The organism is Streptomyces sp. SudanB182_2057 (assembly GCF_964272715.1).
GTDB lineage: Bacteria > Actinomycetota > Actinomycetes > Streptomycetales > Streptomycetaceae > Streptomyces > Streptomyces rubradiris.
In genome coordinates this window covers 4,298,851-4,323,882 of the sequence record NZ_OZ186798.1, presented here as the reverse complement: position 1 = coordinate 4,323,882, position 25,032 = coordinate 4,298,851, and the positions used below count along the sequence as shown (strand labels likewise).

The 25,032-nt window shown below is 70.1% G+C and carries 21 protein-coding genes; 10 read left to right on the top strand and 11 right to left on the bottom strand.

Annotated elements, in window-relative coordinates; translation table 11 throughout:
• Positions 1-70: 70 nt before the first annotated feature.
• Positions 71-2,749, bottom strand: a complete 2,679-nt coding sequence (locus ACSURM_RS18825; RefSeq protein ID WP_436956491.1) for a transglycosylase domain-containing protein — start codon at positions 2,747-2,749, stop codon at positions 71-73.
• Between the two features lie 394 nt (positions 2,750-3,143).
• Here ACSURM_RS18825 and ACSURM_RS18820 point away from each other — a divergent pair, with 394 nt between their 5' ends.
• The 3 genes from ACSURM_RS18820 (at position 3,144) to ACSURM_RS18810 (ending at position 6,315) form a co-directional block, all read left to right on the top strand.
• Complete coding sequence (locus tag ACSURM_RS18820; protein WP_436956489.1) at positions 3,144-3,827, top strand: PadR family transcriptional regulator; 684 nt, start codon at positions 3,144-3,146, stop codon at positions 3,825-3,827.
• A 43-nt stretch (positions 3,828-3,870) separates the two neighbouring features.
• Positions 3,871-4,953, top strand: coding sequence for an inositol-3-phosphate synthase (locus ACSURM_RS18815; RefSeq protein WP_436956488.1), 1,083 nt, complete (start codon positions 3,871-3,873; stop codon positions 4,951-4,953).
• Between the two features lie 99 nt (positions 4,954-5,052).
• Entirely contained in the window at positions 5,053-6,315 is a 1,263-nt protein-coding gene (locus ACSURM_RS18810; RefSeq protein ID WP_436956487.1) for an MFS transporter, read from the top strand.
• 122 nt (positions 6,316-6,437) lie between these two features.
• Here ACSURM_RS18810 and ACSURM_RS18805 read toward each other — a convergent pair whose 3' ends face one another.
• Complete coding sequence (locus ACSURM_RS18805; protein WP_436956486.1) at positions 6,438-7,880, bottom strand: CCA tRNA nucleotidyltransferase; 1,443 nt, start codon at positions 7,878-7,880, stop codon at positions 6,438-6,440.
• A gap of 300 nt (positions 7,881-8,180) precedes the next feature.
• Between ACSURM_RS18805 and ACSURM_RS18800 the strand changes: the two genes are divergently transcribed.
• From ACSURM_RS18800 to trxA, 7 genes are all read left to right on the top strand, one after another.
• Positions 8,181-10,553: a DUF6049 family protein gene (locus tag ACSURM_RS18800; protein ID WP_436956484.1), complete on the top strand. Its 2,373-nt coding sequence runs from the start codon at positions 8,181-8,183 to the stop codon at positions 10,551-10,553.
• A 45-nt stretch (positions 10,554-10,598) separates the two neighbouring features.
• A complete protein-coding gene (gene murJ, locus ACSURM_RS18795; protein ID WP_436956483.1) occupies positions 10,599-12,953 on the top strand; it encodes a murein biosynthesis integral membrane protein MurJ in 2,355 nt (784 codons plus the stop codon).
• A gap of 118 nt (positions 12,954-13,071) precedes the next feature.
• The gene (locus tag ACSURM_RS18790; RefSeq protein WP_436956481.1) at positions 13,072-14,793 is read left to right on the top strand and encodes a protein kinase family protein; all 1,722 of its coding nucleotides are present in this window, start codon (positions 13,072-13,074) and stop codon (positions 14,791-14,793) included.
• 26 nt (positions 14,794-14,819) lie between these two features.
• Positions 14,820-15,569, top strand: coding sequence for an RNA polymerase sigma factor SigM (gene sigM, locus ACSURM_RS18785; RefSeq protein ID WP_436956479.1), 750 nt, complete (start codon positions 14,820-14,822; stop codon positions 15,567-15,569).
• Positions 15,566-16,507: a hypothetical protein gene (locus ACSURM_RS18780; protein WP_436956477.1), complete on the top strand. Its 942-nt coding sequence runs from the start codon at positions 15,566-15,568 to the stop codon at positions 16,505-16,507. Before sigM ends, ACSURM_RS18780 begins: the two co-directional genes overlap by 4 nt.
• A gap of 152 nt (positions 16,508-16,659) precedes the next feature.
• Positions 16,660-17,628: a thioredoxin-disulfide reductase gene (gene trxB, locus ACSURM_RS18775; RefSeq protein ID WP_189994917.1), complete on the top strand. Its 969-nt coding sequence runs from the start codon at positions 16,660-16,662 to the stop codon at positions 17,626-17,628.
• A gap of 48 nt (positions 17,629-17,676) precedes the next feature.
• Complete coding sequence (gene trxA, locus ACSURM_RS18770) at positions 17,677-18,009, top strand: thioredoxin (RefSeq protein WP_359041248.1); 333 nt, start codon at positions 17,677-17,679, stop codon at positions 18,007-18,009.
• A 66-nt stretch (positions 18,010-18,075) separates the two neighbouring features.
• On the opposite strand, the gene ACSURM_RS18765 is transcribed toward trxA, so the two are convergent.
• The 9 genes from ACSURM_RS18765 to rpmH all read right to left on the bottom strand — a co-directional run bounded on the left by ACSURM_RS18765 (position 18,076) and on the right by rpmH (position 25,027).
• Positions 18,076-18,693, bottom strand: coding sequence for a GNAT family N-acetyltransferase (locus tag ACSURM_RS18765; protein WP_436956475.1), 618 nt, complete (start codon positions 18,691-18,693; stop codon positions 18,076-18,078).
• A gap of 200 nt (positions 18,694-18,893) precedes the next feature.
• Entirely contained in the window at positions 18,894-19,994 is a 1,101-nt protein-coding gene (locus ACSURM_RS18760; protein ID WP_436956473.1) for a ParB/RepB/Spo0J family partition protein, read from the bottom strand.
• Positions 19,991-21,064: a ParA family protein gene (locus ACSURM_RS18755; RefSeq protein WP_189995325.1), complete on the bottom strand. Its 1,074-nt coding sequence runs from the start codon at positions 21,062-21,064 to the stop codon at positions 19,991-19,993. Before ACSURM_RS18755 ends, ACSURM_RS18760 begins: the two co-directional genes overlap by 4 nt.
• A gap of 435 nt (positions 21,065-21,499) precedes the next feature.
• On the bottom strand, positions 21,500-22,216 hold the full coding sequence (rsmG, locus tag ACSURM_RS18750) for a 16S rRNA (guanine(527)-N(7))-methyltransferase RsmG (protein WP_030615158.1): 717 nt from the start codon (positions 22,214-22,216) through the stop codon (positions 21,500-21,502).
• Between the two features lie 115 nt (positions 22,217-22,331).
• Complete coding sequence (locus tag ACSURM_RS18745) at positions 22,332-22,844, bottom strand: protein jag (RefSeq protein ID WP_436956472.1); 513 nt, start codon at positions 22,842-22,844, stop codon at positions 22,332-22,334.
• Between the two features lie 15 nt (positions 22,845-22,859).
• The gene (gene yidC, locus ACSURM_RS18740; RefSeq protein ID WP_436956471.1) at positions 22,860-24,131 is read right to left on the bottom strand and encodes a membrane protein insertase YidC; all 1,272 of its coding nucleotides are present in this window, start codon (positions 24,129-24,131) and stop codon (positions 22,860-22,862) included.
• Between the two features lie 3 nt (positions 24,132-24,134).
• Complete coding sequence (gene yidD, locus ACSURM_RS18735; RefSeq protein ID WP_078637607.1) at positions 24,135-24,500, bottom strand: membrane protein insertion efficiency factor YidD; 366 nt, start codon at positions 24,498-24,500, stop codon at positions 24,135-24,137.
• A complete protein-coding gene (rnpA, locus tag ACSURM_RS18730; RefSeq protein ID WP_078637608.1) occupies positions 24,497-24,868 on the bottom strand; it encodes a ribonuclease P protein component in 372 nt (123 codons plus the stop codon). The genes yidD and rnpA overlap by 4 nt, the downstream gene beginning before the upstream one ends.
• A gap of 21 nt (positions 24,869-24,889) precedes the next feature.
• Complete coding sequence (rpmH, locus tag ACSURM_RS18725; RefSeq protein WP_003956500.1) at positions 24,890-25,027, bottom strand: 50S ribosomal protein L34; 138 nt, start codon at positions 25,025-25,027, stop codon at positions 24,890-24,892.
• Positions 25,028-25,032: the final 5 nt, after the last annotated feature.

Below are 25,032 nucleotides of genomic sequence, written 5' to 3'. Positions count from 1 at the left end.
GGTGCGACGGCCCCTGTTTCACGTGAAACGCTCCGGGCGGGCACTGCCGCGCCGGCCGGACGGAGCCGGGCTAGCCCTCCTGGCCCGCGAACCAGCCTCCGCCGTCGCTGCTGCTGCCAGCGCCCCGGCTGTTCCCGGGCCGGGTGGTCTCCGTGCCGGTGGGCGTCGGGAAGGTGCCTCCGTCGGTACCGCCCGTGTCCGTGCCTCCGATGCCGTCGCCGCCACCGTCGGTGCCACCGTTGCCGCCGCCGACGCCGTTCTCGCCGCAGTCGTCGCCCCACCCGAAGCCGCAGGTCTCGCTCGCCGAGGGGGTCGGCGTGGGCGTCGTCTTGCTGGGAGTGGGGGTCGGCGTGGCGCTCGGGGTCCGGCTCGGAGTGGGGGTGAAGCTCGGGGTCGGCGAGGGAGCACCCGCCTGGTTCTGGACCGTGCCGATGGGGGTGGCCTTCGGGAAGCCCGGGTCGCTCTGCCCCTTGAGCGCCGCCTTCATGTAGTCGGTCCACACCTGCGTCGGGATGTCACCGCCGTGGATGGAGTCCGTGTTCGCGGTGCCGTTCATGGACAGCAGCCTGTGGTCCTTGGGGTTCTCGCGGAACATCGCCACCGAGGTCGACAGCTGCTGGGTGTAGCCGACGAACCAGGCCGACTTGTTCTCGTCGGTGGTACCGGTCTTGCCCGCCGCCGTACGGCCGAGAGCAAGGGCCTTCTTGGCGGTGCCGTTCTGGATGACGTTCTCCAGGACGTCCGTGACGTTGTTGGCGATGTTGGGGTCCATCGCCTCCTTGGGGGCGGGCTTCGGCTTGACGAAGCTGGGCGCGTCGGTGCCGTTGAGCTTGACGGCCGTCACGGAGTACGGCTCCGTCTGCTGACCCGAGGCGGCGAAGGTCGCGTAGGCGTCGGCCATGCGGATCGCGCTGGGCGTGGACGTACCGATGGCGAAGGACGGGTTGAGGTCCTGCGACATGCTCTGGGGAAGGATGCCGGCCGCCTTGGCTACATCACGGACCTTGGACATCCCCACATCGACGCCGAGCTGCACGAAGGGTGTGTTGACGGACTGCTCCATCGCCTTGTGCAGGGTGATGTAACCCCAGGGATGGTCGCTCTCGTTCTCCTGGAAGAAGTAGGAGTTGTCCTTGTTGAGGTAATACGTCCCATCCGGCCTGCGGACCTTGAGATGGTCGTCGCCGTTGTACTTGCTCAGCGGGGAGACGCCCTGCCCGCCGGACTTGTACGTGCCGTACTCCATGGCCGCGGCGAGCACGAAGGGCTTCCAGGTCGAGCCCACGGGGACGCCGGAGGTGTCGGCGTTGTTGGTGAAGTGCCCGTTCTCGTAGCCGTCACCGCCGTACAGCGCGACGATCGCGCCGTCCTTGGGCTTCACCGAGGCCGCGCCGAACTGGACGTACTTGTCCAGCTCCCGGTGTTCCGGGTCGAGCTTCTCCTTCTGCACGTCCTTCACGGCCTTGGCCAGCGCGCTGACCTTGTCCTTCTCGAAGGTCGTGTAGATCTGGTAGCCGCCCCTGTCGAACTGCGCCTCGGTGATGTCGGAGTGGGCGAGGACGTACTTCTTCGCCGTGTCGACCAGGTAGCTGACCTGGCCGTTCATGCCCCTGGTCGCCTTGCGACCGTCGGGCTTGGGGTACTGGGCGATGGCTTCCTTGTACTCGGCGTCGCTGAGGTGCTTGTCCTTGTGCATCTCGTCGAGGATCCACGCCCAGCGTTCCCGGGAGCGCTTCTCGTTGGCCTGCGGGGTCGCCGTCTTGTCGAGGTCCTGGTTGCCCGCGGGGTCGTAGTACGTCGGGCCCTTGAGCAGCGCGGCCAGGACGGCGCACTCGCTCGGCTTGAGGTCGACGGCGTTCTTGCCGTAGTAGGTCTGCGCCGCGGCCTGGATGCCGTACGCGCCCCGCCCGAAGTACGAGGTGTTCAGGTAGCCCTGGAGGATCTGGTCCTTTTTGAGCTTCGTGCCCACCTTTATGGAGATGAACATCTCTTTGAACTTGCGGGTGACGGTCTGCTCCTGGCTCAGGTACGTGTTCTTCACGTACTGCTGGGTGATCGTCGAGCCACCCTGCGTCTGGCCGCCCCGGGCCATGTTGGCCATGGCGCGCGCGATGCCCATGGGGTCGACGCCGGAGTCCTGGTAGAAGGACTTGTTCTCGGCGGAGATCACCGCGAACCGCATCGCCTCGGGGATCTGGTCGACGCTGACGTTCTGCCGGTTGACGCCGGTGCCCGTGGCCACCATCTGGGTGCCGTCGGACCAGTAGTAGACGTTGTTCTGCGATTTCGCCGCGTCGTTCTCATTGGGGATCGAGACCATCGCGTAGCCGACGCCGACCATCACCACCAGGCCGCCGACGAAGCCGACGAACAGCCCGCTGACCAGCTTCCAGGAGGGCACCCAGCGCCGCCAGCCGCCCTTGCCGGCCCGGGGATAGTCGATGAACCGCTTCTTGCCGGGTGCCGTCGTCGCGCGGCCCCTGCCGCGTCCGGGACCCGTGTTGTCGGCCCCTCTGCGCCGGCCGCCTCTCTGCGCGGCGCGGCGCGCCTCGGCCCGGCCGCCGTAGGGGCGCTCCTCGCCGCCGGCGGAGTCCGGCTCATGGGAACGGAACCCATAGGAGTCGGCAGGAGACCCGGTGGCGCCTCGCGGTGCCGCACGGCGGCCGGAGGACGAACCGGACTGACCGCGTCGGGCCGCGGCACGTCCGCCTCCCTGCGGCTGCGGCGGTTTGCGACGGTGCTCGCTCATCGAACGATTACTCCTCGGGCAGGCGCACCCGTGCGCGCCTGGAACGGCGGCTGGTTTCCGGTCCCCCCGGAGTACGGATGTGGTCGGTTCCGCATTCACCCGTACTGCACCGGGGACGAGGACGCTCCCCAGGCGTCACGCGGTTCCCGGTGGTGTCCATGCCGCACAGACTACGCAGCGCCAAAACGCACCGAGCCCCGAAGTTCACCCCAAAACAGGCAACTTGCCTCCTACGAATCGGTGATGTGATCCCGTTCACCGCCGTTCCCCTTGTCGCATGTGACGGGCCGTTCTATCGTCGTGATGTATCGAACCGATACATCAGCGCGACATAAGGCGCTGACAGGCACTGCGAGACCTGCGGGACCGCCCCGCGGGCCGGGAGGAGGCGACGATGAGCCGGCGCTCCGGCATTCTCGAGTTCGCCGTGCTCGGCCTGCTGCGGGAGTCCCCGATGCACGGCTATGAGCTGCGCAAACGGCTGAACACGTCGCTGGGTGTGTTCCGTGCGTTCAGCTACGGGACGCTCTACCCCTGCCTCAAGACGCTGGTCGCCAACGGCTGGCTGATCGAGGAGCCCGGGAACACCCAGGACGACGCCCTCGCCGCTCCCCTCGCCGGACGCCGCGCCAAGATCGTTTACCGGCTGACGGCGGAAGGCAAGGAGCACTTCGAGGAACTGCTCTCGCAGACCGGCCCCGACGCCTACGAGGACGAACACTTCGCCGCGCGGTTCGCCTTCTTCGGGCAGACCTCGCGCGATGTGCGCATGCGCGTCCTGGAGGGCCGGCGCAGCCGCCTGGAGGAGCGCCTGGAGAAGATGCGCGCCTCACTGGCGCGCACCCGGGAGCGCCTCGACGACTACACGCTTGAGCTCCAGCGCCACGGGATGGAGTCCGTGGAGCGCGAAGTGCGCTGGCTGAACGAGCTCATCGAGAGCGAGCGGGCCGGGCGGGACCTGAGGGGTTCCGCGTCCGGGGGGCCCGCTCAGCAGGACACCACCAATGGATCGACGGGCGGCCTGCCCCGTCGCGGGGAGGCCCCCCGCACGGATACGCCCGACGACACCGCCACGTGAGACCCGGTCAGGGCCTCACTCGTACACACAGGGAGCAACCGGAATGGGTTCGGTTCGCGTAGCCATCGTCGGCGTGGGCAACTGCGCCGCGTCGCTGGTGCAGGGAGTCGAGTACTACAAGGACGCCGACCCGGCGTCCAAGGTCCCCGGCCTGATGCACGTGCAGTTCGGTGACTACCACGTGCGCGACGTCGAGTTCGTCGCGGCGTTCGACGTCGACGCCAAGAAGGTCGGTCTGGACCTGGCGGACGCCATCGGCGCCTCCGAGAACAACACCATCAAGATCTGCGACGTGCCCAGCACCGGTGTCACGGTCCAGCGCGGCCACACCCTCGACGGCCTCGGCAAGTACTACCGCGCCACCATCGAGGAGTCCGCCGAGGAGCCGGTCGACGTCGTCCAGGTCCTGAAGGACAAGCAGGTCGACGTCCTGGTCTGCTACCTGCCCGTGGGCTCCGAGGACGCGGCGAAGTTCTACGCCCAGTGCGCCATCGACGCCAAGGTCGCCTTCGTCAACGCCCTCCCGGTCTTCATCGCCGGCACCAAGGAGTGGGCGGACAAGTTCACCGAGGCGGGCGTCCCGATCGTCGGTGACGACATCAAGTCCCAGGTCGGCGCGACCATCACGCACCGCGTCATGGCGAAGCTGTTCGAGGACCGCGGTGTCATCCTCGACCGCACGATGCAGCTGAACGTCGGCGGCAACATGGACTTCAAGAACATGCTCGAGCGCGAGCGCCTGGAGTCCAAGAAGATCTCCAAGACGCAGGCCGTCACCTCCCAGATCCCCGACCGGGACCTCGGCGAGAAGAACGTCCACATCGGCCCGTCCGACTACGTGGCCTGGCTGGACGACCGCAAGTGGGCGTACGTCCGCCTGGAGGGCCGTGCCTTCGGTGACGTCCCGCTGAACCTGGAGTACAAGCTGGAGGTCTGGGACTCCCCGAACTCCGCCGGTGTCATCATCGACGCCCTGCGCGCCGCGAAGATCGCCAAGGACCGCGGCATCGGCGGCCCGATCCTGTCGGCCTCCTCGTACTTCATGAAGTCCCCGCCGGTCCAGTACTTCGACGACGAGGCCCGCGCGAACGTCGAGAAGTTCATCCGCGGCGAGGTCGAGCGCTGAGGCGCTGAGGACCGCTCGCACGAAACGCTCCTGCCAGGGCAGTGAAGGTCCCCGGGTCACGTGACCCGGGGACCTTCCGCGTATGTGAGGCTGTCGCCCATGCCCGTCGTACGTGACCTGCGCCTGCTGTGGAGCCTGCGGCGTTTCCGGCACCTGCTGTACGTCCGCCTTCTGTCCCAGGGAGCCGACGGGGTCTACCAGGTGGCGCTCGCCGCGTACGTCGTCTTCTCCCCGGAGAGGCAGGCCTCGGCCGCCGCCATCGCCTCGGCCATGGCCGTCCTGCTGCTCCCCTACTCCCTGGTCGGCCCCTTCGCCGGTGTCCTGCTGGACCGCTGGCGGCGCCGGCAGGTCTTCGTGTACGGCAATCTGCTGCGGGCCCTGCTCGCGGCGGCCACCGCCGTGCTGATCACGAGCGGGGCCCCCGACTGGCTGTTCTACGTCTCCGCGCTGTGCGTCACGGCCGTCAACCGCTTCGTACTGGCCGGGCTCTCCGCGGCCCTGCCCCGGGTCGTCGACGCCGAGCGCCTGGTGCTGGCCAACTCGCTCTCCCCGACGGCCGGCACCCTGGCCGCGACCGCCGGAGGGGGCCTGGCCTTCGCGGTCCGGATGGTGGCGGCGGACTCCGACGCGGCGGTGGTCCTGTGCGGGGCCCTTCCGTATCTGAGCGCGAGTCTCGCGTCCCTGCGCCTGCCCCCCGGTCTCCTCGGCCCCGACCGGCGCCCGGCCCGTCCCCGCCTCGGCGCGGCGCTCGCCGTGACCGCGCGGGAGCTGCCGGCGGCCATCCGGCACCTGGCGGCACCCCGGCGCCGCGAGGCAGCGTGGGCGCTGGCCGCGATGACGCTGATGCGCTTCTGCTACGGGGCGCTGCTGGTCCTGCTGCTCATGCTCTGCCGTTATGCCCTGGCCGACACCCCCGAGGAAGGGCTACGGCTGCTGGGGGTGGCGCTGGCGCTGTCCGGCGCCGGGTTCTTCGCGGCGGCCGTGGTGACGCCCTGGGCGGCGGGACGGCTCGGTCCCCGCCGCTGGATCGTGGTGTGCTCCGGTGCGGCCATGGTGCTGGAGCCCGCGCTGGGGCTTCCGTTCGCCACCGGACCGCTCATGGTCGCCGCCTTCGTCCTGGGGCTGATCACCCAGGGAGCCAAGATCGCCACGGACACGATCGTCCAGGCGTGTGTGGAGGACGGCTTCCGGGGCCGTGTCTTCTCCGTGTACGACGTCCTCTTCAACGTCGCCTTCGTCGGTGCGGCGGGGGTGGCCGCGTTGATGCTTCCACCGGACGGCCGCTCGGCGCCGCTGGTGGCGCTCGTCGCCCTCGTCTACGGCGTGATCGCCGTGCTCCTGGCTCGCTTCGGGCGGCGGTGAGCCGGTAAGCCGCCCGGGGATCCGGCAGGACAGAGCGAGGGCCGATGTTTCACGTGAAACATCGGCCCTCGGTGTCACCGTCCCGGACGGGTGTTTCACGTGAAACACGTCCGAGGCCCGGCTCAGCTCTGCGCGGCCCACCACTCCTTGAGGGCCGCCACCGCGGCATCGCGATCCAGGGGGCCGTGCTCCAGGCGCAGCTCCAGCATGTGCTTGTACGCCTTGCCGACGGCGGGGCCCGGACCGACGCCGAGGATCTCCATGATCTGGTTGCCGTCGAGGTCGGGGCGGATGGCGTCCAGCTCCTCCTGCTCCTTCAGCTGGGCGATCCGCTTCTCCAGGCCGTCGTAGGCCCGGGAGAGCGCCGCCGCCTTCCGCTTGTTGCGCGTGGTGCAGTCGGAGCGGGTCAGCTTGTGCAGCCGGTCCAGCAGCGGGCCCGCGTCACGGACGTAGCGGCGGACCGCCGAGTCCGTCCATTCCCCGGTGCCGTAGCCGTGGAACCGCAGATGGAGTTCCACCAGCCGGGAGACGTCCTTCACCAGCTCGTTGGAGTACTTCAGGGCGGTCATGCGCTTCTTGGTCATCTTGGCGCCGACCACCTCGTGGTGGTGGAAGGAGACCCGGCCGTCCTTCTCGAAGCGGCGGGTGCGCGGCTTGCCGATGTCGTGCAGCAGCGCGGCCAGCCGGAGAGTGAGGTCGGGGCCGTCCTCCTCCAGCGCGATCGCCTGCTCCAGGACGATCAGCGTGTGCTCGTAGACGTCCTTGTGCCGGTGGTGCTCGTCGCTCTCCAGACGCAGCGCCGGCAGCTCGGGCAGGACGTACTCGGCGAGCCCGGTGTCGACCAGCAGCGTCAGGCCCGTGCGCGGGTGCGCGGACAGGAGGAGCTTGTTGAGCTCGTCCCGGACCCGCTCCGCCGAGACGATCTCGATCCGCCCGGCCATCTCCGTCATCGCGGTGACGACCTCGGGGGCCACCGTGAAGTCCAGCTGGGCGGCGAACCGGGCGGCCCGCATCATGCGCAGGGGGTCGTCCGAGAAGGACTCCTCGGGCGTGCCCGGGGTCCTCAGCACTCGGGCCGCGAGATCCTCCAGGCCGCCGTGCGGATCGATGAAGGTCTTCTCCGGCAGCGCCACGGCCATCGCGTTGACCGTGAAGTCGCGGCGGACCAGGTCCTCCTCGATGGAGTCGCCGTACGACACCTCCGGCTTGCGCGAGGTGCGGTCGTACGCCTCCGACCGGTAGGTGGTGATCTCGATCTGGTAGCCGCCCTTGTGCGCGCCGACCGTGCCGAAGGCGATTCCCACCTCCCAGACGGCGTCCGCCCATGGCCGGACGATCTTCAGTACGTCCTCGGGGCGGGCGTCGGTGGTGAAGTCCAGGTCGTTGCCGAGCCGGCCGAGCAGCGCGTCACGGACCGATCCGCCGACCAGGGCGAGCGAGAACCCGGCCTCCTGGAAACGGCGGGCGAGATCGTCGGCGACGGGGGCCACCCGCAGCAGCTCGGCGACCGCGCGCTGCTGCGCCTGGCTCAGGGCAGAGGGAGTGTCTTCGTTGGGGTTCGGCACAACAGAAGAGGGTACGTGCCCCGCGCGCCCGGAGGCGGCCCGGCCGGAGACGGTCATCGGCGTGCGCCCGCACCGGAGCACCCCGTCGGGGCAGGCGGGACAGCTCCCGGCATACCCACCGCAAGCACAGCTCTCGCGGCGTACGGCCGCTCTCCCCCCGATACTGGATATAGAGGACGTGCCACGGCTGTTCGCCGATCTTGTGAAGGAGACCGCGGCACTTCCCTTCAGCGCGCATCGTTACCATGCGTGGACGCACATTCCGACGACCACTGACGACGACGAGGGACGGGCGAGCGCGTGGCCGAGGCGGCTGACTTCCAGGGGACCAGTGCCTCACCTGCCCGCCGGTGGCTGCGGCGCGCCGGAGCCCTGCTCACCGGGGCGCCACTGCTGGCCGGTCTGCTCCAGCTGCCCGCCGCCGCGCCCGCGCAGGCCGCCTCCTCCGACGCGGTGTCCGTCTCCCTGGACTCCCTCACCCCCAGTGCCCCCACGGACGGCGACACGCTGACCGTGTCCGGCACGGTGACCAACAACGGCAAGCAGGCCGTCACCGACGCCCATGTGGGCCTTCGGGTCGGTCCCCAGCTGACCACCCGCTCGGACATCGACTCCGTCGCCCGGCACTCCGACGATCCGCAGGGCAGCACCGGCTCCGAGGTCGGCGACAAGTACGAGGAGAAGTTCGACAAGCTCGCCCCGGGCGTCGCCCAGCACTTCAGCATCTCCGTCCCCGTCGACAAGCTCGGCCTCGACGACGACGGGGTCTACGAGTTCGGGGTGGCCCTCTCCGGCGAGACCTCCGCCCGGCCCTGGCCCCGGGTGCTCGGCATCCAGCGGACCTTCCTGCCGTGGCAGCCGTCGGACGCCGGCACCAAGACCAGGACGACGTTCCTGTGGCCGCTGCTGTCCACGGTCCACATGACGGCCAAGACCGGCGCGGGCGACCTCCAGACACCGGAGTTCCTGAACGACGACCTGGCGAAGGAGCTGGCGCCCGGCGGCCGGCTCGCCCAGATGGTGGACCTGGGCAAGGATCTCGACGTCACCTGGGTGATCGACCCGGACCTGCTGGCCTCGGTCGACGCGATGGCCGTGGGCAACTACCGGCTTCAGGCCGCCGACGGCACCAGCACGCCCGGCCCGCGCGAGCATCAGGCGGTCGCCAAGCAGTGGCTGGCCGCCCTGCAGAAGGCGGTGGCCGGCAAGGAGGTCGTCGCCCTGCCCTTCGCCGACCCCGACCTGGCCTCTCTCGCGCACAACGGCACCAGCGTCACCGGCTCGCTCAGCCACCTCAAGGACGCCACCGACGTCGCGGCGACCACCGTCAAGACCGTGCTCCACGTCACCCCGAGCACCGACTTCGCCTGGCCGGTCGACGGCGCCGTGGACCGCTCGATCATGAAGGTCGCGACCTCCGCCGGGGCCGACCGGGTGATCGCCCGCAGCGACAGCCTCCAGGAGACCGCCGGGCTGCCGTACACGCCGTCCGCCGCCCGCCCGGTCGGCGGGGGCACCACGGCCGTGGTCGCCGACAGCCGGCTGTCCACGGCGTTCGAGGGCGATCTGACGAAGGCGGGCGCGGCCACCCTGGCCGTGCAGCGGTTCCTGGCCCAGAGCCTGGAAGTGAACTCGCAGACCGACAAGCAGCGCAGCATTCTCGTCGCTCCGCAGCGCATGCCCACGGCGAGCCAGGCCCAGGCGATGGCGGCAGCCGTGACGGCGCTCCAGGGCGGCACCTGGTCCCAGCCCCAGAACCTCACCGCGACCGCCAAGGACAAGCCCGACCCGGCCGCCACCACCCGCATCCCCCCGGCCTCCGCCTACCCCTCCTCGCTGCGCCGGCAGGACCTGCCGCGCACGGCCTTCGAGCAGATCGCCCGGACCCAGGGCAAGCTCGACAACTTCCGCGTGATCCTCAGCGACCAGTCCCGCGTCGTCACCCCGTTCGGCCGGGCCATAAACCGGGACATGTCCACGTCCTGGCGGGGCCACCGCGACGCGGCGGACGGGTACCGGGACGGCGTGGAGGCATGGCTCGACGAGCTGGCCGACCAGGTCAAGCTGATCGACAAGTCCGAGACCAAGCTCTCGGGCCGCAGCGCCACCATCCCGGTCACGGTCCAGAACAACCTGGTCCAGCCCGTCGGCCACCTGGTGCTGCGCCTGGAGTCGACGATGCCGACCCGCCTGGAGATCGGCGGCAAGGCCTACGACGAACAGCCCGTGGAGATCTCCGGCGGGCACAGCCAGTCGGTGAAGTTCACCACCTCGGCCAACGCCAACGGCCGCGTCGCGGTCACCGCCCAGCTGTACACCGAGGACGGCCGCAAGTACGGCGAACCCGTCACCTTCGACGTGAAGGTCACGGAGGTCACCCCCACCGTGATGCTGGTCATCGGCGGCGGCGTCCTGCTCCTCGTCCTCGCCGGCTTCCGGATGTACACCCAGCGCAAGCGCGCCGCCGCCCGGCAGCCCGAGGACGACGGCCCCGGCACGGCGGCGGAGGGCCCGGACGAGCCCGGGAACCCCGGGGCACCCGAGGGCCGTCTCCCCCAGGAGTCCGATTCCGGCTCCGGGGCAGACGACCCGGAGCAGCCGAGTGACCCTGCGCCGGACACCGCACCGGAAAACGCCGACCCGTCCGGGACGGGTGAGAGAGTGGACCGTTGAGCGATGTCGTGGCCGGTGGGCCCGGGACGATGAGGTGGGGTAAGCATGAACGCGCCGTACGACGGTGACCGCGGCCAGGGCGCGGCCGGCTCGGGCTACCCCGAGCCGCCGCCCGAGCCCGGCCAGGTGCCGCCGCAGCCCGCTGCGGACATGTATCTCCAGGACGCCTACGAGCAGGACCCCTACCGGGCGCACGACCTGGCCGCGCAGGACCCGGTCGCCGAGGTGCTCTACGACCGTGCCGCGCACCCGCCGCCGGTCCCGGGCTCGTACGAAGCGCAGCAGCCGCTGTACGCACCGCCCGCCCAGTCGCCCTACGCGCCCGACCCCCGCGTGTGGGCGCAGCCGCCCGCGCCCGAGCCGGGCGCCGCCGCCACCCAGTACCTGCCGTACGGCGAGGATCCGCGCACGACCCAGTTCGTGGGCGTGGACGATCTGGTCACGCACTCCGGCGAGGAGTACCACGAGCCGGACGCCTTCGCGCATCTCTTCAAGGACCAGCAGCACGGCGGCGGGCACGCGCCGATGGATCCCCCGGCCGCCCCCGGCCAGTACCCGCAGCAGTACGGGCAGAGCCCGCAGCAGGGCCACGCGTACGCCGGTGGCTACCCGGCCGGACCCGCGGTGCCCGGTTATCCGGCGCAGCCCGGGGACCCCGCGGCGGCCGTCGCCGCGGACTCCGGCTCCGTCCAGCCGGAGGTCCCCGCGTCCGGTGACACCCCCGCCGGTGCCGTGGCCCCGGTGGCACCGGTGGCTCCCGCGAAGAAGGGCGGGAAGGCCGCCGGGCTGCTGAAGTCCAGCGCCGTCATGGCGGCGGGCACGATGGTCTCCCGCCTGACCGGCTTCATCCGCTCCGCGCTGATCGCCGCCGCGCTCGGCCTCGGCTTCCTCGCCGACTCCTTCCAGGTGGCCTACCAGCTGCCGACCATGATCTACATCCTCACCGTCGGCGGCGGCCTGAACTCCGTGTTCGTGCCCCAGCTCGTGCGCTCCATGAAGGAGGACGAGGACGGCGGCGAGGCGTTCGCCAACCGGCTGCTGACCCTGGTGATGGTCGCGCTGGCCGCGCTCACCGGGCTCGCGATGTTCGCCGCGCCGCTGCTGGTGCGGCTGCTGGCCAACCCCGTGGCCAGCGATCCCGCGGCCAACGAGGTCGCGGTCACCTTCACCCGCTACTTCCTGCCCTCCATCTTCTTCATGGGCATCCACGTGGTGATGGGGCAGATCCTCAACGCGCGCGGGAAGTTCGGCGCGATGATGTGGACCCCGGTCCTGAACAACATCGTCATCATCGTGACGCTCGGCATGTTCATCTGGGTCTACGGCACCGCCGCCAACTCCCACATGGACGTCACCAGCATCCCGCCGGAGGGCCAGCGGCTGCTCGGCGTCGGTGTGCTGCTCGGCCTGGTCGTCCAGGCCCTGGCGATGATCCCCTACCTGCGCGAGACCGGCTTCCGGATCCGGCCGCGCTTCGACTGGAAGGGCCACGGCCTGGGCAAGGCCGCCATGCTCGCCAAGTGGACGGTCCTGTTCGTCCTCGCCAACCAGGCGGGCGCCATGGTGGTGACCCAGCTGTCGACCGCCGCCGGCTCGGACTCCGGCGTCAAGGGCACCGGCTTCGCCGCCTACGCCAACGCCCAGCTGATCTGGGGCCTGCCGCAGGCCATCATCACCGTGTCCCTGATGGCCGCGCTGCTGCCGCGGATCTCGCGCTCGGCCTCCGAGAACGACACGGGTGCCGTCCGCGACGACATCTCCCAGGGCCTGCGCACCACGGCCGTCGCCATCGTGCCCATCGCGTTCGGGTTCGTCGCGCTCGGCGTCCCGATGTGCACCCTGATCTTCGGCTCCGCCGGTACGGGCGCCGCCACCAACATGGGCTACATGCTGATGGCCTTCGGCCTCGGCCTGATCCCCTACTCCGTGCAGTACGTCGTCCTGCGTGCCTTCTACGCCTACGAGGACACCCGCACCCCCTTCTACAACACGGTCATCGTGGCCGCCGTCAACGCCGGCGCCTCGGCCCTGTGCTACTTCGTGCTGCCGGCGCGCTGGGCGGTCGCGGGCATGGCCGCCGCCTACGGCCTCTCCTACGCCATCGGAGTGGGCATCGCCTGGCGCCGACTGCGCAAGCGGCTGGGCGGCGACCTCGACGGGTCCCGGGTGGTGCGGACGTACGCGCGCCTGGGCATCGCCTCGGTGCCGGCCGCCCTGCTCAGCGGCGCGGCCTGCTACGGCGTCGGGCACACCCTGGGCCTGGGCGTCGTCGGCTCCTTCGCCGCACTGATCGCCGGTGGTGCCGTCCTGTTCGGCGTCTTCTTCGTCGCCGCCCGGCGGATGCGCATCGAGGAACTCAACTCGCTCGTCGGAATGGTGCGGGGACGTCTGGGGCGCTGAGGCGAGGGTAGGCGCACAACCATCGTCCGCCGCCGTGTGTCGTGCATAGCGGCGGACTGTGGGCACAATTGGTTTCGGCGTCGGACAGCGTGCAACGGATGGGGAGGCAGGGACGACGGTGGCGGAACGGAGCACGGCTGCCGTCGACGTGGCAGACAACAGCGGTGAGCAGCCGCTGACCGCCAAGGCGGACCAGGCCACGGCCGACGGGGTGGCCAAGAACCCGGAGCGGGACACGGACAGCGACGAGGCGCAGGGGAGCGGCGGCACCGAGGGTCCCGGACGGAAGGCCTCCGCACCGGAGTTGCACAGCGGTCACAAGCTCGCCAGGCGCTACCGGCTGGAGGAGTGTGTCACCCGTCTGGACGGGTTCAGCAGCTGGCGCGCGGTCGACGAGAAGCTCCGCCGGGCCGTCGGCGTCCACGTCCTCCCCGCTGACCACTCCCGGGCCCGCTCCGTCCTCGCCGCCGCCCGTTCCTCCGCGCTCCTCGGCGACCCCCGTTTCGTCCAGGTCCTCGACGCCGTCGAGGAGAACGACGTCGTCTACGTCGTCCACGAGTGGCTGCCCGACGCCATCGAGCTGTCCACCCTCCTCGCCGGCGGCCCGCTGGAGCCGCACGACGCCTACCAGATGGTCAGTCAGGTCGCGGCGGCCATGGCCGCGGCGCACCGGGAGGGCCTCGCCCACCTGCGGCTGAACCCGAACGCCGTCCTGCGCACCTCCACCGGCCAGTGGCGCATCCGCGGCCTCGCCGTGAACGCGGCGCTGCGCGGCATCAGCTCCACCACCCCGCAGCGTGCCGACACCGAGGCGATCGGAGCCCTGCTGTACGCCGCGCTGACCCAGCGCTGGCCGTACGAGAACGACGCCTACGGCCTGGCCGGCCTGCCCAAGGACATCGGTCTCATCCCCCCGGACCAGGTGCGGGCCGGTGTGCACCGCGGGCTGTCCGAGCTGACCATGCGCGCCTTGGTCAACGACGGGGCCACGGCGTCCCGGCACGAGGCACCGTGCACCACGCCGGAGGAGCTGGTGAAGGCGATCGGCGAGATGCCGCGCATCCGCCCGCCCGAGCCGGCGTTCACGGCGCCTCCGGACTACCAGCGCACGACCTACCAGCAGGGCAGCTATGGTCGCCCGGCGCCGCACGCCGGTGCCACCCAGCCCATCGTGCCCCCGCCGCCCCCCTTGCAGAGCCGCACCGGCAAGGCCCTGAAGTGGGCGGTGTCGGCCCTGCTCATCGCCGCGCTGGGCCTGGGCAGCTGGCAGCTGGCGGACGCCCTGATGGACCACGGCGACAAGTCGGACGACACCAACAAGAGCCAGACCACGGACGGCGGCGGCAAGAACGCCGTGAAGCCGAAGCCGGTGCCGATAAAGATCCAGAACGGCCAGGAGTTCGTCGCCAAGGGCGAGCTCCAAAGCCCCGGGAACGTCCCCAACACCTACGACGGTGACGCGTCGACGTACTGGAAGACCAAGAGCTTCAACGAGGGCCCGCCGATCGCGCCGTTCAAGCCCGGTGTCGGCATCGTGTACGACCTCGGCTCGGCCAAGAAGCTCAGCACGGCCACCCTCGATCTGCGCTACGGCGGCGACCACACCACGGTCGAGCTGTACGCCGCTGACTCGCTGTCGCCGGCCTCCCTGGACTCCATGACGAAGATCGGCGAGGGCACGACCACGGGCACCACCGCCACGGTGAAGGTGACCAAGCAGCTCAAGACGCAGTACGTCCTCGTCTGGCTGACGGCTGTGCCGAATTCGGGCTACGACTCCACCCTGTACTCCCGTGCGGGTTACAAGCAGGCCATCGGCGAAGTGAAGTTCACGGGCTGACGTCTCACCCGGACCGGAGGGGGCAGATGGCGGAGGGCGCCGGATACGACGGAGTGGGCGACCGGGACCTGCTCGCCCGCCACGTGGACGGCGACCCGGAGGCCTTCGGCGAGATCGTGCGACGGCACCGGGACCGGCTCTGGGCCGTGGCCCTGCGGACGCTGGGGGACCGTGAGGAAGCGGCGGACGCCGTGCAGGACGCCCTGGTGTCGGCCTACCGGGCCGCCCATACCTTCCGGGGCCAGTCGGCCGTCACGACCTGGCTGCACCGGATCACGGTGAACGCCTGCCTGGACCGGGCGCGGAAGGCCGCCTCCCGCAAGACGGCTCCGGTGGATGACACCGAGCGGCTGGAGCAGCTGCTGGAGCCGCACGAGTCCGCCTCGGCGCCGGCCGAGCGGAAGGACGTGCACCGTCAGCTCCTCGAAGCGCTCGGCACCCTTCCGCCGGAACAGCGCGCCGCTCTGGTCCTGGTGGACATGCAGGGTTACCCCGTGGCCGAGGCCGCGCGGATCCTGGATGTACCGACGGGGACGGTGAAGAGCCGGTGCGCCCGGGGCCGGGCCAGGCTGCTGCCCCTGCTCACGCATCTACGGCCCGAGCGAGCCGGAGGCCCACCGCCGGGCAGCACCGGGGACGCGAAGGAAAACGACCCGGGACGGAACCGGCGGCAAGGGCCATCCGTCCCACCGGCGACGGGGTCACCGAGCGGACATTTCGAGGACGCGGGACCGACCGATTCAGCGGTAGTGAAGGGCGGAGGTGGGCGAGCGTGACGTCGACGACGGACACGGCCGGGCACCCGGACGTCGCGGAGATCTCCGACCTCACCGAGGGCCTGCTCGCACCGGACCGGGACAGGGATGTGCGGCGCCACCTGGGCCTGTGCGCCTCATGTGCGGACGTGTGTGCCTCGCTGGAAGAGATCCGGGGCCTGCTCGGTTCCCTCCCGGAGCCGGAGCGCATGCCGGACGACATCGCCGTACGCCTCGACGCCGCCCTTGCCGCCGAGGCCGCACGGAGCGCCGGTGCCGGGGACGCGCGCAGTGCCGGTGACGAGGACGCCACGGGTCATGTTTCACGTGAAACATCGCTCGCCGCGGATCACCGTGCCGACCGTCCAGCCGATCAACCCGTCGACCGTCCCGCAGGGCGCCCCCGTGCGGCGACCGGGCCGGGGCGGAAGAGTACCGAGCGCGGCCGGCGACGCGGCAGGATCGCCCTGGGCGCCGTTCTCACGGCTGCGGTCCTGGGCGCCGGAAGCCTGCTCGTGACGTCCCTGTCCGGCACCTCCGACCACTCGTCGGCCCATGGGACACCGACCGCCTCGGCCGGGACCTTCTCCGGCGACAGCGTGGAGAGCCAGGTCCATTCCCTTCTCGCTGCCGAGAAGACGCTGCCGCACGGTGGTGACAGGTCCCAGGAGCGCCCGGACGACGGTCCGAGGTCGTTCGGGTCCACCGAGGGGCCGCACACCCTGATCCAGACCGCCGTCCCGGTCCCCGACTGTGTCCGGCAGGCACTCCGGCAGAGCGCCGACGTGCTCGCGGCGAAGACCGGAACGTACGCGGGCAGGTCCGCCTACCTCGTCGTGGTGGCCGACGCCCGTGACAGCGCGCGGGTCACGGCCTATGTGGTCGACGCGGCCTGCGTACAGCACCAGCCCCCGTCGGCCGGCAAGGTCCTGCTGAAGCAGTCCCTCGCGCGTCCGTAGGCCGCCGGACCACTCCTTCGGGCGCCCCGGGGCAGGCGTGTGCCCGGACACACCGGGAATGCACGCCCCGTAGGATCCGTTGGGTGGGGTGAGAGTCCCGAAAGGGGCTCCCACCGGTCGACTGACGCAGACCAGAGACGAGGAATCAAGCCGTGAGCGATGTCCGTAACGTGATCATCATCGGCTCCGGGCCCGCAGGCTACACGGCGGCGCTGTACACCGCCCGTGCATCGCTGAAGCCCCTGGTGTTCGAAGGCGCCGTCACCGCGGGCGGTGCGCTGATGAACACCACCGAGGTCGAGAACTTCCCGGGCTTCCGCGACGGCATCATGGGGCCGGACCTCATGGACAACATGCGCGCCCAGGCCGAACGCTTCGGTGCCGAACTCGTCCCGGACGACATCGTCTCCGTCGATCTGACCGGTGAGATCAAGACCGTCACCGACACCGCGGGTACCGTCCACCGGGCGAAGGCCGTCATCGTCACGACCGGCTCCCAGCACCGCAAGCTGGGCCTGCCGAACGAGGACATGCTCTCGGGCCGTGGGGTCTCCTGGTGCGCCACCTGTGACGGGTTCTTCTTCAAGGAGCACGACATCGCCGTGATCGGTGGCGGCGACACCGCGATGGAGGAGGCCACCTTCCTCTCGCGGTTCGCCAAGTCGGTCACGATCGTCCACCGCCGGGACACCCTGCGCGCCTCCAAGGCGATGCAGGAGCGTGCCTTCGGCGACCCGAAGATCAAGTTCGTCTGGGACAGCGAGGTCGCCGAGATCCAGGGCGACCAGAAGCTCTCGGGTCTGAAGCTGCGCAACGTCAAGACCGGCGAGCTGTCCGAGCTGCCTGTGACGGGCCTGTTCATCGCCATCGGTCACGACCCGCGCACCGAGCTGTTCAAGGGCCAGCTGGACCTGGACGAGGAGGGCTACCTGAAGGTCGCCTCGCCGTCCACCCGTACCAACGTGACCGGTGTGTTCGCCGCCGGTGACGTGGTCGACCACACCTACCGCCAGGCGATCACCGCGGCCGGTACCGGCTGCGCCGCCGCTCTGGACGCCGAGCGGTACCTCGCCGCCCTCGCGGACGAGGACCAGGCGGAGCCCGAGAAGACGACTGTCTGACCTTCCCCTTCCCCCGCCCCACCGCGTAACCGAGGTAAGGAGCCCACTGTGGCCGGCAACGTGAAGACTGTGACCGACGCGAACTTCGAGGAGGAGGTCCTCAAGAGCGACAAGCCCGTTCTGGTGGACTTCTGGGCCGAGTGGTGCGGTCCGTGCCGCATGATCGCCCCGTCCCTGGAGGCGATCGCGGCCGAGCACGGTGACAAGATCCAGATCGTCAAGCTCAACATCGACGAGAACCCGGGCACGGCCGCCAAGTACGGCGTCATGTCCATCCCCACCCTGAACGTGTACCAGGGCGGCGATGTCGCCAAGACGATCGTGGGCGCCAAGCCGAAGGCGGCGCTCCTGCGCGACCTGGACGAGTTCATCGCGGAGTGACGTTTCACGTGAAACACGATGGGGCCGACCCGCTGGGGTCGGCCCCATCGCTATGGCGGCCTCGCTCTAGAGCGGCCTCAGCGCGGGTTCCTTCTGAACAGCTCCCAGGAGCCGGTCCAGTGCCATCTCCACGTCTTCCTTCCAGGAGAGCGTGGACCGCAGCTCCAGCCGCAGCCGCGGATGGCTGGGGTGCTGCCGGACCGTCTTGAAGCCCACGGCCAGCAGATGGTCGGCGGGCAGCAGACAGGCGGGCTGCTCCCAGCGGGCGTCCCCAAACGCCTCGACCGCCCTGAAGCCCCGGCGCAGCAGATCCTTGGCGACCGCCTGCACCAGCACCCGGCCCAGACCCTGCCCCTGATAGCCGGGCAGCACGAACCCGGTGATCAGCTGCACGGCGTCCGGCGCCACCGGGCTCGTGGGGAAGGCCGTCGAACGCGGGACGTAGGCCGGCGGGGCGTAGAGCACGAAACCCGCCGGGACGTCGTCGACGTACACCACCCGGCCGCACGATCCCCAGTCCAGCAGGACGGCGGAGATCCAGGCTTCCTTCTCCAGCGCGGTGGTGCCCGCCGCCACCGCCGCCTCCCCGCTGACCGGGTCCAGCTCCCAGAAGACGCAGGAGCGACAGCGATGGGGAAGATCCTGAAGATTGTCCAGCGTGAGCGGCACGAGCCGACGCCCCATGAAGGCTGATCCTCGCTTCCTTCGCCCGCCGCATCGCGAGCGGCTGTCAGCTGCTGACCGGTGGATATGCCCTAACTGATCGCATCGTATCCACGATCCGATTCACTAGATACCGTGCCAAAGCAAAGAGCGGGCCGTGTTCCGGTACACACCGGACACAGCCCGCTCCACGGTCCCCGAAGGACATCAAGGCTGGGGAATCAGCCCTGCGTCTCGTCGCCGTCGCCGTCCTGAAGGCTCTTCTGAAGGGCCAGCTTCTCGCCCGGGGCGAACGTGCTGAGGATCCTTTCGAGGTCCTCGGCGGAGGCGAACTCGACGGTGATCTTGCCCTTCTTCTGCCCCAGCTCGACCTTCACCCGGGTCTCGAACCGGTCCGAGAGCCGGGTGGCCAGCTCGCTCAGCGCCGGGGAAGGCACGGAACCCGCCCGGGGCCCCCGGGAGCGCGAGGCCTTCTGGGACCGTGAGCCCATCAGGGTCACGATCTCTTCCACCGACCGCACCGACAGGCCCTCGGCGACGATCCGATGGGCCAGCCGGTCCTGTTCCTCGGAGTCCTCCACGGCCAGCAGCGCCCGGGCATGGCCGGCCGAGAGCACCCCGGCGGCCACCCGCTTCTGCACGGTCGGCGACAGCTTCAGCAGACGCAGCGTGTTGGAGACCTGCGGGCGGGAGCGCCCGATCCGGTCGGCCAGCTGGTCGTGGGTGCAGTTGAAGTCCTTCAGCAGCTGGTCGTAGGCAGCGGCCTCTTCGATCGGGTTCAGCTGCGCGCGGTGGAGGTTCTCCAGCAGCGCGTCCAAGAGGAGCTTCTCGTCCTCCGTGGCCCGCACGATGGCCGGGATGGCCTCCAGGCCGGCCTCACGGCACGCGCGCCAGCGGCGCTCGCCCATGATCAGCTCATACCGGCCGGGGCCCAGCTGCCGCACCACGACGGGCTGCAGCAGGCCGACCTCCTTGATGGAGGTGACCAGCTCCTGAAGCGCGTCCTCGTCGAAGATCTCGCGCGGCTGGCGGGGGTTCGGGGTGATGGCGTCCAGGGGGATCTCGGCGAAGTGGGCGCCCAACGGGGGTGCCGGCGCCTCGACGGCGGGGCTCGCCGGCACCGCGTCGATGTCCTGTGCGGCGGGCGGCAGCGTGGCCATCTTGGCCGCGGCCACTCCGCGGTCGCCGGACAGCACCGGGACGGCCGCGGGGGAGGTGGAGCCTCCACCCCCCAGCGCCGCGGAGGCCGGCGTCCTCTCGGTCGGGGCAGCGGGGATCAGTGCGCCGAGACCACGGCCCAGCCCCCTCCGTCGCTCACTCACTGGATCCCCTCCACCATGCTCTGGTCTTTCTGGGCGCCGATGTGGGCCTGGCTCGCGTCATAGCTGATGCCGACGCCCCTCAGCGCGATTTCGCGGGCCGCCTCAAGATAGGAGAGGGCGCCGCTCGATCCTGGATCGTAGGTCAACACCGTCTGCCCGTAACTCGGCGCCTCGGAGATACGGACCGAGCGGGGAATGCTCGTCCGCAGCACCTCGTCACCGAAGTGGCTGCGCACCTCTTCCGCGACCTGGGAGGCGAGACGCGTCCGGCCGTCGTACATGGTGAGCAGGATGGTCGACACATGCAGGGCGGGGTTGAGGTGCCCCCGCACCAGGTCGACGTTGCGCAGGAGCTGACCGAGGCCCTCCAGCGCGTAGTACTCGCACTGGATCGGGATCAGCACCTCGGCGCCCGCGACGAGCGCGTTGACCGTCAACAGGCCCAGCGAGGGCGGGCAGTCGATGAGGATGTAGTCCAACGGCTGCTCGTACGCCTGGATGGCCCGTTGCAGCCGGCTCTCCCGGGCCACCAGGGACACCAGCTCGATCTCCGCACCGGCGAGATCGATGGTGGCCGGGGCGCAGAAGAGGCCCTCGACGTCGATGACGGGCTGGACCACCTCGGCGAGGGGCTTGCTCTCCACCAACACGTCGTAGATGGAGGGAACTTCGGCGTGGTGGTCGATCCCGAGGGCGGTGGACGCGTTGCCCTGCGGGTCGAGGTCGATCACCAGGACCCGGCCACCGTGCAGGGCCAGCGAGGCGGCAAGGTTGACGGTCGTCGTCGTCTTGCCCACGCCGCCCTTCTGGTTGGCGACCACGATGACTCGGGTCTGCTCCGGTCGCGGCAGGCCTGCGCCGGCGCGGCCGAGAGCCTCCACCGCCAGTTGGGCCGCTCGACCGATGGGAGTGTCGTCCATCGGGGGCGGTGTTTCACGTGAAACATCCGCTCCCATCGACTCGGTACGGGGACCGGGGACCGGATCGGTCATCGGTCCCGCGATGTTGGCGTCGGACCGCAAGGATTCACTCTCCTCGACTTCAGGCTCGCGATGAACAGAGCCTCCCATGTCTTCGGGGTCGTGAACCAGTGAGGCCTGACCATCTGTGGAGAAATCCACCTCTGTGGACAACTCCGTGCCCCTGAAGAGGGACGAAGCCTCCGGGGAGCGGGGCGTGATCTCCGGGGCACGGGGCGAGGGCTCCGGAGGGCGGGGCGAAGCTCCCAGGGAGCGGGTCGGGACCTCCGGGGAAGCGGGATCCTCTCCGAGTGCGCCGAGGGGCTTCCGGTCGCGCGGTTCGGCCGCAGCGCGGCCACGACTGATGATGCCGTGCAGCAGTGAGCGACGTTTCACGTGAAACACGATGCACAGCCGCTGCGACCCGGCCTTTGCGACACTCCGGCTCGCCCGGGTTCGGCAGCTTGTGTGGAGTACGTCCCGTCGTCAGGACGGGTCAGCGTCGGCCGGCCCCTCCGGCCCGCCGACGCCCCCTCGTCCTCCGGCTCAGCGGCGTCGGCGGGCCCGACCCGTGCGGGCGGCCTTGGCCCGCTTGGCGGCGAAGCGCACACCGCCCGGGCTCTCACCGACCTCGACCCGTACCACGGTGGACAGCGGGTCCACCACGCCCTCACCCACATGCAGGATGGACGTCTCCACCGCCCCGAGCTTGCTCAGCGCGGTGGCCGCCGCCTTCAGCTCCTCCTCGGCGGTGTCCCCCTTGAGCGCCAGCATCTCGCCGTACGGGCGCAGCAGCGGAATGCCCCAGGTGGCCAGGCGGTCCAGCGGGGCCACGGCCCGTGCCGTCACCACATGGACCGGCGGCAGCTTGCCCATGACCTCCTCGGCCCGGCCGCGCACCACGGTGACATGGTCCAGGCCGAGCAGCTCGACGACCTCGGTGAGGAAGTTGGTGCGCCGCAGCAGGGGTTCCAGCAGGGTGATGTTGAGATCGTCGCGGACCAGGGCCAGCGGGATGCCCGGCAGCCCCGCGCCGGAGCCGACGTCGCAGACCGTCACCCCCTCCGGAACGGCCTCGGAGAGCACCGCGCAGTTCAGCAGGTGCCGCTCCCACAGGCGGGGCACTTCCCGCGGGCCGATCAGGCCGCGCTGCACGCCTGCCTCGGCGAGCAGCTCCGCATAGCGGACCGCATCGGCGAAGCGCTCACCAAATACTTCCCGCGCCTGCTCGGGCGCGGGGGGAAGCTCCGCTGCCTCCGTCACGGGGACCGTCCTTCCGTACAGCGCCGGCGCTTCGCGCACCGGCCACCAGAACTACCAGGCTGACAAAGTTCGGCCCCGCCTGCGCAACAGACGGGGCCGGTGGAACGGGGGCCGATCAGGCGGGCAGCACGACGACGAAGCGCTGCGGCTCCTCGCCCTCGGACTCGCTGCGCAGCCCGGCGGCCTTGACCGCGTCGTGCACGACCTTGCGCTCGAACGGGGTCATCGGCTTGAGCTTCACGGGCTCGCCGGTGTTCTTCGCCTCGGCGGCGGCCTTGGCGCCCAGCTCGGACAGCTCGGCGCGCTTCTTGGCGCGGTAGCCCGCGATGTCCAGCATCAGCCGGCTGCGGTCACCGGTTTCCCGGTGCACGGCCAGCCGCGTCAGCTCCTGCAGGGCCTCCAGCACCTCGCCGTCCCGGCCGACCAGCTTCTGCAGGTCACGGCTGCCGGTGTCGCTGATGATCGACACGGAGGCGCGGTCGGCCTCGACGTCCATGTCGATGTCGCCGTCGAGGTCGGCGATGTCCAGCAGACCCTCCAGGTAGTCCGCCGCGATCTCACCCTCCTGCTCCAGGCGGGTGAGGGTGTCTGCACCCTCGGCAGCGGCGGAGGTGGTGCCTTCCGTCACGGGATGGGCTCCTTCTTACTTCTTGGACGGGGACTTGGGCCGCTGCGGGCCACCCTTGCGCTGGCCGGACTGGGCCTTGCTGCGGGTGCCGGAGCCGGGCTTCTGGGGCTGCTTGGCAGCCGCGGGCTTGGCGTCCTGCGGCGCGTCGGACTTCTCCAGCGACAGGGAGTCGCCCGTCTTGGTCCCGCCGGACTGGCGCTGGGACTTGCTCTGGCGCTTGGGCTGCTGACGCCGGGTGGCGGTGGCCGTGGCGGTACCGACGGCGGCGCCGTCCTCGGACTCCGCCGCGGCCTGGGCCACGCTCTTCGACACGGTGCCGTCGGTCTGGGCGGCGAGACCGGCCTTGCTGAGCGCGTTGACGAACTTGCGCTCGTACTCGTTGCGGTCGCGGCCCTTGGCGACGATCGCCTTCACGATGGCCTTCTCGCTGCGCCGGCGGATCTTGCCGTGCTGCGTGACGTGCTTGGTCAGGCGCTCCAGGTAGGCGGCCTGGGCCTTGGAACCCGGGGTCGGGTTGTTGTGGATGACGTACATCTGCTGGCCCATGGTCCACACGTTGGTGGTCAGCCAGTAGATGAGGACACCGACCGGGAAGTTCACACCGAGGACGGCGAACATGACCGGGAAGATGTACATCAGCATCTTCTGCTGCTGCATGAACGGCGTCTTCACGGTGGTGTCGACGTTCTTCGTCATCAGCTGGCGCTGCGTGTAGAACTGCGACGCCGACATCAGCACGATCATGATCGCGGTCACGACGCGGACGTCGGTCAGCGAGGCGTGCAGGGCGCTGACCTGGCTCTCGCTGCTGAAGAACTTGGCGGCCAGCGGGGCGCCGAAGATGTGCGCGTTCCGGGCGCTCTCGAGCAGATCGGCGTCGATGACGCCGATCTTCTTGCCCGACGCGATGCCAGCGAGCACGTGGTACAGGGCGAAGAAGAACGGGGACTGCGCCAGGATGGGAAGGCACGAGGAGAGCGGGTTGGTGCCCGACTCCTTGTACAGCTTCATCATCTCTTCGGACTGACGCTGCCGGTCGTTCTTGTAGCGCTCCTGGATCTTCTTCATCTCCGGCTGGAGCGTCTGCATCGCGCGGGTCGCCTTGATCTGCTTCACGAAGAGCGGGATCAGGCAGATGCGGATCAGGATCACCAGGGACACGATGGACAGGCCCCAGGCCCACCCGGTGTCAGGTCCGAAGATCGCCCCGTACACCTTGTGGAACTGGACGATGACCCAGGAGACGGGCCAGGTGATGAAACTGAAAAGGCTGGCAATCGTGTCCACTAATCATGCTCCTTGGGCATGGGACGAGGTCTCTGCGGCCGGGCTCGAAGGAGACTCCGTTGGTGGCTTCGCTTCGGTGGCCGTTTCGGCGGCGGAGGACCCGCCCCTGCGTGCGCGCCAGGCGTCGCGCAGCATTTCGTGCCACCGCGGACGCTTACGCGGCGGAACATGGTCCACGCCACCCGGCGACCACGGATTGCACCGCAGGATGCGCCAGGCGGTCAGTGCGGTCCCTTTGACGGCACCGTGCCGGTCGATGGCCGTGTAGCCGTAATGGGAGCACGACGGGTAGTACTTGCATACCGGCCCCAGCAGCGGACTGATCGTCCACTGGTACAGCTTGATCAGAGCCAGCAGCGGGTACTTCATCGCGCGCCCCCTCCCAGTAGCCGCTGAAGGGCGGCGTCCAGGTCTCGGGCCAGCTGTGCGTGGTCTGCGTCGCCCGCTCCGGGCAGCGCTCGTACGACTACCAGGCTACCGGGGGGAAACAGGCCGACTCGGTCACGCATCAGATGGCGCAGTCTGCGCTTCACTTTGTTGCGCACGACCGCGCCACCCACGGCCTTGCTGACGACGAAACCCGCACGCGTCGGGGGAGCGCTCTCCCCAGGCGCGTGCGGGTCCGTTGCACCGCTACGAAGGTGGACGACGAGCGTCGGGCGGCCTGCCCGGCGCCCTCGTCGTACCGCGGTCGCGAAGTCCTCGCGCCGCCTCAGCCGGTTCTCGGTGGGCAGCACGATGTCATGACCTGACCGGGATCAGGCGGACAGACGGGCGCGACCCTTGCTACGGCGGGACGCGAGAATCGCGCGGCCGGCACGGGTGCGCATACGCAGCCGGAAGCCGTGGGTCTTCGCGCGACGACGGTTGTTCGGCTGGAAGGTGCGCTTGCTCACTCGGG